Origin of the sequence: Thauera phenylacetica B4P (genome assembly GCF_000310225.1) — a bacterium.
In the GTDB taxonomy this organism is placed as follows: Bacteria; Pseudomonadota; Gammaproteobacteria; order Burkholderiales; family Rhodocyclaceae; genus Thauera; species Thauera phenylacetica.
Map to the genome: position 1 here is coordinate 1 of NZ_AMXF01000172.1, position 9,072 is coordinate 9,072.

General features: G+C 65.8%; 14 protein-coding genes. 3 read left to right on the forward strand and 11 right to left on the reverse strand.

Annotated features, from left to right (window positions below; all coding sequences use genetic code 11):
• Positions 1–52: 52 nt before the first annotated feature.
• A complete protein-coding gene (locus C667_RS16960) occupies positions 53–478 on the reverse strand; it encodes a disulfide bond formation protein B (protein WP_245538487.1) in 426 nt (141 codons plus the stop codon).
• Between the two features lie 73 nt (positions 479–551).
• Between C667_RS16960 and C667_RS26215 the strand changes: the two genes are divergently transcribed.
• The gene (locus tag C667_RS26215; protein WP_039921951.1) at positions 552–974 is read left to right on the forward strand and encodes a hypothetical protein; all 423 of its coding nucleotides are present in this window, start codon (positions 552–554) and stop codon (positions 972–974) included.
• Positions 975–1,068: 94 nt separating this feature from the next.
• Here C667_RS26215 and cadR read toward each other — a convergent pair whose 3' ends face one another.
• Positions 1,069–1,503, reverse strand: a complete 435-nt coding sequence (gene cadR, locus C667_RS16970) for a Cd(II)/Pb(II)-responsive transcriptional regulator (protein ID WP_002924844.1) — start codon at positions 1,501–1,503, stop codon at positions 1,069–1,071.
• A 103-nt stretch (positions 1,504–1,606) separates the two neighbouring features.
• On the opposite strand from cadR, the gene C667_RS16975 reads away from it, so the two are divergent.
• Complete coding sequence (locus C667_RS16975; protein WP_002924842.1) at positions 1,607–2,242, forward strand: cation efflux transmembrane domain-containing protein; 636 nt, start codon at positions 1,607–1,609, stop codon at positions 2,240–2,242.
• Positions 2,243–2,418: 176 nt separating this feature from the next.
• On the opposite strand, the gene C667_RS16980 is transcribed toward C667_RS16975, so the two are convergent.
• The 9 genes from C667_RS16980 to C667_RS17015 form a co-directional block, all read right to left on the reverse strand.
• Positions 2,419–3,033: a tyrosine-type recombinase/integrase gene (locus C667_RS16980; RefSeq protein WP_004371109.1), complete on the reverse strand. Its 615-nt coding sequence runs from the start codon at positions 3,031–3,033 to the stop codon at positions 2,419–2,421.
• 180 nt (positions 3,034–3,213) lie between these two features.
• The gene (locus C667_RS25790; RefSeq protein ID WP_157302381.1) at positions 3,214–3,372 is read right to left on the reverse strand and encodes a hypothetical protein; all 159 of its coding nucleotides are present in this window, start codon (positions 3,370–3,372) and stop codon (positions 3,214–3,216) included.
• A gap of 7 nt (positions 3,373–3,379) precedes the next feature.
• Entirely contained in the window at positions 3,380–3,652 is a 273-nt protein-coding gene (locus C667_RS16985; protein ID WP_039921953.1) for a type II toxin-antitoxin system ParD family antitoxin, read from the reverse strand.
• 112 nt (positions 3,653–3,764) lie between these two features.
• The gene (locus C667_RS16990; protein ID WP_004371111.1) at positions 3,765–4,388 is read right to left on the reverse strand and encodes a glutathione S-transferase family protein; all 624 of its coding nucleotides are present in this window, start codon (positions 4,386–4,388) and stop codon (positions 3,765–3,767) included.
• Between the two features lie 143 nt (positions 4,389–4,531).
• On the reverse strand, positions 4,532–4,864 hold the full coding sequence (gene mazF, locus C667_RS16995; RefSeq protein ID WP_004371112.1) for an endoribonuclease MazF: 333 nt from the start codon (positions 4,862–4,864) through the stop codon (positions 4,532–4,534).
• On the reverse strand, positions 4,864–5,106 hold the full coding sequence (locus tag C667_RS17000; protein ID WP_004371113.1) for an AbrB/MazE/SpoVT family DNA-binding domain-containing protein: 243 nt from the start codon (positions 5,104–5,106) through the stop codon (positions 4,864–4,866). Before C667_RS17000 ends, mazF begins: the two co-directional genes overlap by 1 nt.
• Positions 5,107–5,143: 37 nt before the next feature.
• Positions 5,144–7,465 carry a 2OG-Fe(II) oxygenase gene (locus C667_RS17005; protein ID WP_004371114.1) on the reverse strand — a complete coding sequence of 774 codons (2,322 nt, stop codon included), beginning with the start codon at positions 7,463–7,465 and terminating at the stop codon, positions 5,144–5,146.
• 180 nt (positions 7,466–7,645) lie between these two features.
• Positions 7,646–7,939, reverse strand: coding sequence for a type II toxin-antitoxin system RelE/ParE family toxin (locus C667_RS17010; RefSeq protein ID WP_004371116.1), 294 nt, complete (start codon positions 7,937–7,939; stop codon positions 7,646–7,648).
• Positions 7,927–8,199, reverse strand: a complete 273-nt coding sequence (locus C667_RS17015) for a CopG family ribbon-helix-helix protein (RefSeq protein WP_004371118.1) — start codon at positions 8,197–8,199, stop codon at positions 7,927–7,929. Before C667_RS17015 ends, C667_RS17010 begins: the two co-directional genes overlap by 13 nt.
• A gap of 251 nt (positions 8,200–8,450) precedes the next feature.
• Here C667_RS17015 and C667_RS17020 point away from each other — a divergent pair.
• The coding region (locus C667_RS17020; protein ID WP_004371124.1) for a YbfB/YjiJ family MFS transporter at positions 8,451–9,072 on the forward strand (622 nt) is incomplete at its 3' end.

Consider the following 9,072-nt stretch of genomic DNA (forward strand, 5'->3'; position numbering starts at 1 on the left):
AAGGCCAGGCCGAGGATCAGCAACACGGCGAGTGCCAGGAGTTTTCGTGTGTTCATTTACGGGTCCTTATCAGATAAATCGTCAAGGCGGCGGCGATGGCGAGGAAGGCCGCCAGCGATAGCCAGGGAATCTGGATGTCGCCAAGGATGACCAGGGCCTGCTGGCTGCACGAGGGGCCGGTGCCGCACGGCACCCACCACTGTGGCACCCAGCCGGCGATCAGCGCGCTGTGATAGGCGCCCAGCGCGAGACCAGCGAGCGCGAATGGGAGCGCATACACCGCACCGCGCCGGTCCTCGGCGAACACCGCCATGCCCAGGATGATCGCGAGCGGGAACATGGCGATGCGCTGGTACCAGCACAGCACGCAGGGCGTCATGCCCATCACTTCACCGATGAAGAGCGCACCCAGCGTGGATACCAGGGCCACAGCCCAGGCGGCCAGCAGCCACCACCATTGGGTTGGTTTGTCGTGCATCGAGTCGATCTCGAGGGTTGGCTCCCGGGCTGCGGGAGGGGCGGACGCCATAGGCAGCGCCCGGACGTCCGCAATGGAGCACACCGTCGCGACCGTGCGGCGCGCACTCGAAGAAGAGGGGAAGACAGGGGTGGGCTGCCGCTCAGGCAGCGAGGCGCCACTTGGGGCGTTCAGGCTCGGTGACCAGCGCAGACGCGTTGAAGTCCCGCCCGGCGTCGACGAGGACATGGCCCAGTCCTGTCAATGGCAGACGACCCGCATCGAGCAGTGCAGCGCTCGCAAGGATCTGGCAGAAACCGCAGTCGGCGTGAAGCTGCCCTTTCATCCCTTCATCGCCTTCATCCACCTGACAGGTATGTGGATGGTGGTCGCCGTGGCTGGTCGCGAAACCGGCCGATTCCAAGCAGTACGCCTCCAGGCCCGCCGACGCGAACTGAAGCGGAACGAGCAGCAGGAAGAAAATGGCAAGCCAACGGTGCATGGGCGACGATTTTAACCCCAGCCCGTTGGCTGACGGCGCATATCGCGACCATGAACGTACCGGAGCGCTCGCACCCCACATTGTGGTCACTCCGCCACCGAACCGCAGATCATTGCGCATGCTCATCGTGGCACACACAGACATCCCCCCGCGTCGGCGCCTCGAGCTCATGCAGGATGCCGCATTGCGCCGCACGATCGGGGGCACCGCACTGGCTGCGCAGGGCGACGAGTTGGCGCTCGAGCATTTGCAGGGTGTCGAGACGCGCGCGGACACGGGTGAGTTGGGAGTCGATCAACGCGTCGACCTCAGCACAGTCGGTTGTGGGGTCGTCCACGAAGCGCAGCAGTTGCGCGACGTCGACCAAGGCAATGTCCAGTGCCCGGCAGTGGCGGATGAACGCGAGGCGCTCAAGGTGCCCACCCGCGTAGGCCCGATATCCATTGGGGCTGCGGGAAGGCGCCGGGAGCAGACCGATCCGTTCGTAGTAGCGGATGGTTTCGACCTCGACGTGCGCGGCCTTGGCCAATTCACCGATCTTCATCGCCTGCATCTCCTCATTGCAACCGCCCAACAGCTTAACCGCTTGACCCTGTAGTGGCTACAGGGTGTGTGATGCACCCCTCGCCCACGTAAAGGAGAAAACCATGGCCGGCTGTTGTTCCCACTCCACCTGCGATGCCAGCGCAGCGAGCCCGCGCTTCCGCCAAGCACTGTGGATTGCATTGATCGTGAATGCGGCGATGTTCTTGGTCGAATTCGTCGCCGGCCTTGCAGTCGGTTCGGTCGCCCTATGGGCCGACGCCCTCGATTTCGCAGGAGATGCCGCCAACTATGCGCTGTCGCTGACGGTGCTGTCGTGGGGATTGATATGGCGGGCACGCGCGGCCTTGCTCAAGGGCGTGGCGATGGTGCTTTTCGGCGCCGTTGTAATGGCACGCGCCCTGTGGGCCTTCCAGCACGGCGTGACGCCTGAGCCGATTACGATGGGCGTGGTCGGCATCCTCGCACTGCTCGCCAACGCAGGGGTGGCGATGATGTTGTATCGATTTCGCGCGGGCGACGCGAACATGCGTTCGGTGTGGCTGTGCAGCCGCAACGATGCGATCGGCAATCTCGCGGTGATCCTGGCGGCGGCAGGCGTCTTCGGTACCGGAAGCGCATTGCCGGACCTTGTCGTTGCACTGGTGATGTCCGGGCTCGCGCTGTGGTCGGGGCTTGTCATCGTCGCTCACGCCCGGCGCGACATCGGCGACGCACGACAAGTCCATCAGAAGGGATGAGGACAGCGGAGCGACGTGCTTGAGGCAATGACAGGTTTCGAGGCCCAGCGGCCATCAGGATGGCAGGATTGTGGAGAGGAGGACGGGCAGCTCATGGCCGACAGTACCCTCTCAACATCATCGCCGTAAGCAGCCGCCCGCTGGCCAAAGGTGCTCGGCGGGCAGCCGCTCCGGGTTCAGATCTCGATCTGCTCAGAAATCTCCAAAGCGTCATCGACCTCGATGCCCAGGTACCGCACCGTCGACTCAAGTTTGGAGTGGCCCAGCAGCAGTTGAACCGCCCGCAGGTTCTTCGTGCGCTTGTAGATCAATGTCGCCTTCGTGCGCCGCATCGAGTGCGTGCCGTAGGCGGACGGGTCAAGGCCGGCGGCCACCACCCAGTGCTCGACGATTCTCGCGTACTGCCGGGTGGAGACATGGGGGGACTCGTGCAGCCGGCTCGGAAAGAGGAAGCCTTCGGACCTCAGGCCGGCCTTCGCGATCCAGGCGGCCACGGCCGTGCGCGTCGGCTCGGTCAGTTCGAACTGCACAGGCCGCTGCGTCTTCCTTTGCACGACCATGGCGCGTGAGAGCACCTGGTTTCCATGCGTCACGTCGCGCACCCGCAGGCTGACGAGGTCACACCCTCGGAGCTTGCTGTCGATCGCGAGGTTGAACATGGCGAGGTCGCGCACTGCATGAGCGTTTTGCAGATGGATGCGGATGGCCCAGATGTCTTTGGGTTTGAGCGGCGCCTTCTGGCCAACCAGCTTCCCCTTGTTCCAGGCTTCCCGATGTTCGCGGGTTTCCATGACGGACTCCTTGCTGTTGATCGGAGCCTGATTCTTGAACTCGTGGCGTTAAGCTGCCATCGGGGAAGATGCCCACCGCGTACGGCTCGGCCAGAGGGAGGTTGATTTTGACCACCAGCGAGCAGATGAGCGCTTCCTCTATATCGGCGCGTTACAACGCATGATGCCCATCGTGCGTCCTCAGTGCCTTGGCCAGTTCCAGATCGCGGGAACATCCCGGGCGTGGTGCAGGACGCGCGCCACCGTGATCCCATCGGCCTCGACGCTGTCCTCGGCGACGAAAAGCCAAGCCTCGAGCAAATCGCTTTCCGCACTGGCGGAATGTCGAAGCTTGCTCACGCCGTCGCTACGCCGGTCGCCGAGTTGCCAGTGTGGCCCGGCCGCGTTGCTTGATTTCGTTCATGTCGAGCTCGCGCACCCGACCCGCCTCGATGTCGGCGACGCCTTGTGCGATGTCGGCAATCAAGCTGGCCAGGTTCGCCGCCTGCACGCCCTGGTAGGCCTCGAACAATCGCAACGCTTCGCGGATGACTTCACTCGCAGAGCTGTAGAGGCCAGACTCCACGTGCTGGCGCACCCGGTTTTCCAGCTCTGGGGGTAAGGAGACGTTGAGGGACATGGCGTGCTCTAGGCAATGTCAGGTAATGGCATAGTCTGCCATTAATCCGGCTGCCTGTGCGCTCGGAGTCACGTTCCTGCCGCCTCAGAGGCGGCATCGACAACGACCCGGATCACGACCCGCCGCGCAACTTGTAATACTCGGCGATGGCAGGAGTCCCTGCGATCCGGTCGACAAACGCCGCCAGCTTCGGCGCCACCGCCTCCACCAGGTCGGCTGGAATGTGGTCCAGCTTGCCCGAGCCAAGCCAGCGCAGTATGACGAAGGCCTTGAGGTCGGCGATGGTCAGGCGATGGTCTGCAAAGAATTCGCCGCCGTGGGCTTCGAGCTGGTTCTGCAGCCAGCGCAGATAGCGCGGCAATACTTCTGCCGCCAGGGCCTCGCGGGCGTGCTTGAGCGCATCGCCGGTCATGCCGAAGGTCGCCCCGATCTTTGTGTTGATGTCTTCCAGGGCGCCCATCACTTCGTCGCAGAACAAGGCCTGAAGGTCGTCTTCGGGGTAGAGTCCGGCCCGCTTTCCGGCATAGCGCGTAATTGCGTCGCTCTGGGTGACCTGCACGTCATTGACGTGAAGCGTCGGCACCTGGCCCAGCGGTGTGGTCTTGCGGACCTCGGCAAAATCACCGAACGCAAACCGCTTGTCGTCGAATGGAATTCCGCCGATGTGCAGGGCCAGCCGTGCGGGCTCTGCCCGTCCGCCGGAAAAGTCGAAATAGGTGAGCTTGAGTTCGTCCATGGGTCCGTGTCCTGCGAGCGTGCGGCGTTGTGGGTCGGGGAGTCTTGCGACTGGGCCAGCGCAAGGTGGGTACTGCAGGACACACGTATAGGCTACGCGGCGGGGGCATGCAAGGGCATGCCGCTGTCGCAACCGGCCAATGATCAACCCACCAGCGCCATCACCTTTGCACGCACTTCTGCCAGCTCGGCGGCGCTGATACGGCCCTTCAGCTTGGCGCGCCGCACCCGCCAGTCGAGGCTCTTGACCTGATCGGCGAGTACGGCGCTGTCGGTATCGCCGGCAATGCGCACCTCGAACGGATAGCCCTTGATCTGCGTCGTCATGGGACAGCACAGCATCAAGCCCGTCTTGCCGTTGTAGGCCGCGGGACTCAGCACCAGCGCGGGCCGATGTCCTGCCTGTTCGTGACCTGCCTGCGGGTCGAACTGCAGCCAGACGATGTCTCCGGCATCCGGCACGAAGGTACGCGACATCACCAGACCTCGTTGCCGACCGCCGGGCCCGTGCCCACCTCGGCGTGCAGGTTGTCGGCGGTGATGCCGGCGAGCAGGACATCCAGGTCGTAACGCTTGTGCGCCAACGGTTCGATGATGATGCGGCCGTCTTCCTCGCGCACATCCACTGCGGCGTCGAGCTTCAGATGTGCCGCCTCCATGATGGCGGCGGGGATACGAACGGCCGCGCTGTTGCCCCATTTCTTCACGGTGAGTTGCATGTTGCCTGCTCCAGAATAGATCTACATTGTAGATACTTTATTCGAGCAGTTGTGCGTGATTCTGCAGATCTCGCTCACGCTGCTCGACCCGGCGCTGGTAGCTGGCCTGGTTTTTGGTGCAACGCAGCTCGTACGGGCGGGTGTGGCGGAGGGTCTCCGTGTCGACATCGCAGGCGTCGCGCCGGATGGAGTCCTCGACATGGCTGCGCTGCGCCTCGGCGGCCTTCAGGACCCACTGCTTGCGCGTCGGGTCCGCCAGGAAGTGGGCGAGCTGGAGGCAGTTCGGGCAACGGCAGCGGACCTGGCTGGGACGTGAGAAGTCGGCGGGCGGCTGCAGCGGCTCGGCGATGCGCCGGGCCAGGTGATTGCGGCATGCGCCCCTCAGTTCGCGGATCGGCGGCCAGGACCGCTGCGCTTCGGTCCCCGTGAGCAGCGCCAAGGCCGCAGGGACGAGAATCTCGTCCGCCGGAAAGACGTCCGGGTGGGCAAGGACATCCGCCACCAGGCGGTGGCCGACGCCATCCGCCACCAGGCGGTGGCCGACGCCATCCGCCTGCAGGGCGAAGCTTGCCTGCATCAGATCGACCACCAGCGCAGACGTCGGTCGTACCTGCCCGGATGCGCCGCGGGCAATCGCCGCCGGCTGTCCGGGCAGCGCCGCGATCAAGTCCGCTGCGGCCTGCTGCAAGGCAGCGGTGGCCCCCGCACCGTGCGTTGCACCAAGGGCCACGCTCATCATGCGCAACAGCTCGGCACAGGCAGCAGGATCGCGCGCGGCATTGGCGGTGACGATGCGGTGCACCGTCTCGGCGGCCTCGAGCGGAGGCAGCAGCGCGAGGGCGGAGACGAGGCCAGCGTTGTCGCCCTGTTCGTAGTCACCGCCGACGGTCACCTTGTCGATGAAGGCGAGGAGGACCTCGCGATCCTCCAGCACGCGGACCGCTTCGAGGAAGCGGCTCGCATATTCGCCCGCCCGTCCCCAGTTCGGCCGCTCGGGCCAGCTGCGGACAATACGGCCGGCAAGCTCGTGCGCCTGGCGCCACAAGTCGGCCACCACCTGCTCCTCCGAACCGCCCTGCTGCCAGCGCCGCGCCAGATCGGCCAGCCAGGGCAAGGACACATCACGCCCGGCCGCCACGATCAGGTCCAGCCGGCGTTCGCTCGGCCACAGCACCAGCGCCGCACGACGGTAGCTGCGCTCGAAGGTGGCGCCGGCATTGCCGGTGGCCTCGAAGAACTGCACCTCGTCCGGCTCGGCATCGGCGAACACGTCGGGCGGACAAAGCTCGTCCTCGGTGAAGAGCAAGCGCTCGAGCACGGCACGGGCGTCGTCCGCTGCACGCAGGCCGGTCAGCACGAGCCGGCGCTCGAAGACCTCGCCCACCTCGAATTCTTCGCTGTCGCTGTCTCGGTAGTGGTGGCGACTGCGGCGGTAATAGACCTCCTCTGCGCTACCCGTTTCATCGATATTGACCAGCGCCAGGCTCAGGTCGCACTGCGCTTTCCGCGCGGCTTTCACCAACAGGGCGCCGACCGCCGCATCGGCGTTCTTCAGCGTCTCGAATGCGATCTCGGCCGAGGTATAGACGTGCTCGAGCGGATAGATCAGCTTTTCCGGCACCTGCGCCGATCCGGCCGCCAGCTCGCACCGCCATTGCGCGAGCAGCGCGGCGACCTGGTCGACCTCGGCGTCATAGGCCGGTGGCTGCAGGCGCTTGCCGCGCCCCGGCCGGACCAGGTTGTAGATCAGCGCCAGGCGGCAGCCGGCGGTGATGGGCCGGACCTCGTGCCAGCAGTCGGCGTAGAAGGCGGCAAAGGCGACCTCGGCGGCGTCCTCGCTGCGGAGCGCGAGACACACCTCGCGCCCCTGATGGCGGATCAGCAACTCGCCGCCCGCGTACGCCGAGGGCAGCACGACGACCAGGGTGGCGAACATGCCCGGCAGCTTCTCGGTGTCACGATGGCCGAGGAAGAAGCTGCCCTCGTCATACACCAGCATCTTGTAAAGCTCCGCGCTGACCGGACCCTCCACGCCGAGCCCCTCGGCGCAGCGCGACACGATCGCCTGCAGGTTTGCCGCCCAGTGTCGGCCACTGATGTGGACCTGCTCTGCACCGATCTGCCAGGTGCGTCGTACCTCGGTATCGACCAGGGTGTCGGGGCCACGCCCATAGGGGGCCCGCTCGGCGACCGCAGCCAGTTCCGCCGCCTGCTGGGGCAGCAGAGGCAAGGCGACCGTACCGACACCATCGACGCTGATGCTCGGCGCGAAGATCTCCTGTCTGCCCGAAACGTAAAAATCGCCTGGCCGCTGGACCGTGCCCAGCACCTCGGCAAGTGTTTGGTTGATACCTGACATCGAGCAGACCCTCCCAACGCGTTCTGGACCGACGCGAAGTCTGCCATGCGATCGGTTTTGCCGACTGCTTGATCAACGCCATTGGCACTGATGTGGCGCGATTCGGCGATTGCGCCGAGACATGCATTGGCTGCTGCGGCTGCGGGCGACGACGAGTAAGCCGCAGCGCTCATCCGTCCGTCAGTAACCCGCCTCTTTCTGGTGACGGAAGGCCAGCACGTACACCGCGTCGTCCGCTGGCTCGTGGCGGTAAAGGGCGACGTATCCGGAGTCCCCGAAGGCAATCACCAGCTCGCGCAACTCGGGTATTTCCGGGAACGGCCGGCCAATGTCGGGGGCCGTCTCCAGCAACAGGAGCGGGCCCGCGATGGCCTGTGCTGCGCGCCGGGCGGCTTCGGGGGCCCGCGCAACCAGGAAGCGCCGGCAGCGCTCCAAACCTTGCGCTGCGCGCTCGGTGACGATTACTTGTGGCACTCGGGCACAGCACTTTCGTCAGCGGTGCCCCAGGTGTTCAACCAGATGCGGACTTCCTGACCGCTCAGATGACGGTCGGTTTCCTTGTACGCTGCCCAGGACGCCAGGGCCTCCTGGGTGAAGCTCTCGCGGGCTTCCTCGCGCTCGACGTACTGTTGGATGGCTTCGAGCATGATCCAGTGCGCCGAGCGGCGGCGCTGTGCGGCCAGGTGCTGAACGCGGCTCTTCAGCGCGTCGTCGATCTTGAGAGACGTTGCCATGGTCGGCCTCTTATCACGTGGTGATACCTTTCGATACTCTAGCTTTTGACCGGTTCCGAGTCCATCCGGACTTCGACGTTGAAGTGCCGCTGAACGGACGCGCCGATGAGCTCAATCTCGCGGACCCTCGTAGCCATGATGTCCACGCCGGCTACGGCAACGACACCGGCCACGATGTCGCGCCGGGAGCGGGGTCGAGGAATCGTCGGCATTACGTTCCGTCCGTGAACCGATCGGAGTCTAATCTCGCCATGGAACCTCACTCTTCATCCTCCCTGTCGCCCCGATCGATCGTCTTCATCGGCCTCGTCGCGCTCGCCATCGCAATGGGCATCGGCCGCTTCGCCTTCACGCCGATGATGCCGCTGATGGTGCGCGACGGCAGCCTGGACGCGGTGACCGGGACGGAATGGGCGACGGCGAACTACGTCGGCTACCTGCTCGGGGCGATCAGCGCGTCGTGGTTTGCGCGCAGCCCGCGGCGGGGCTTGCAGGTCGGGCTGGTGGGCGTCGCCGCGACCACGCTTGCGATGGCCTGGGGCAACGCCGCGCTGCCGTGGGTGGGCATGGCGCTGCGGGGCAGCGCGGGCGTCTTCAGCGCGTGGGTGCTGGTGTGCGCGAGCAGTTGGTGCCTGCCCGAGCTGGCGCGCCGGCACGCGACCTCGCTGGGGGGCTGGATCTACACCGGGGTGGGGCTGGGCATCGCGGCCACCGGCGTGCTGACCTGGCTGGGCGGCGCGCAGGCAGCGAGCGTGCTGTGGGTGGAGCTCGGGCTGCTCGCCACGGTGGGCGCGGTTCAGGTCATGCGGCGTCTGCCCGCGCAGCCCGCCGCCGCCGCGGTTTCCGGCGTGGCGGGCGCGCCGCGGCCCGCAG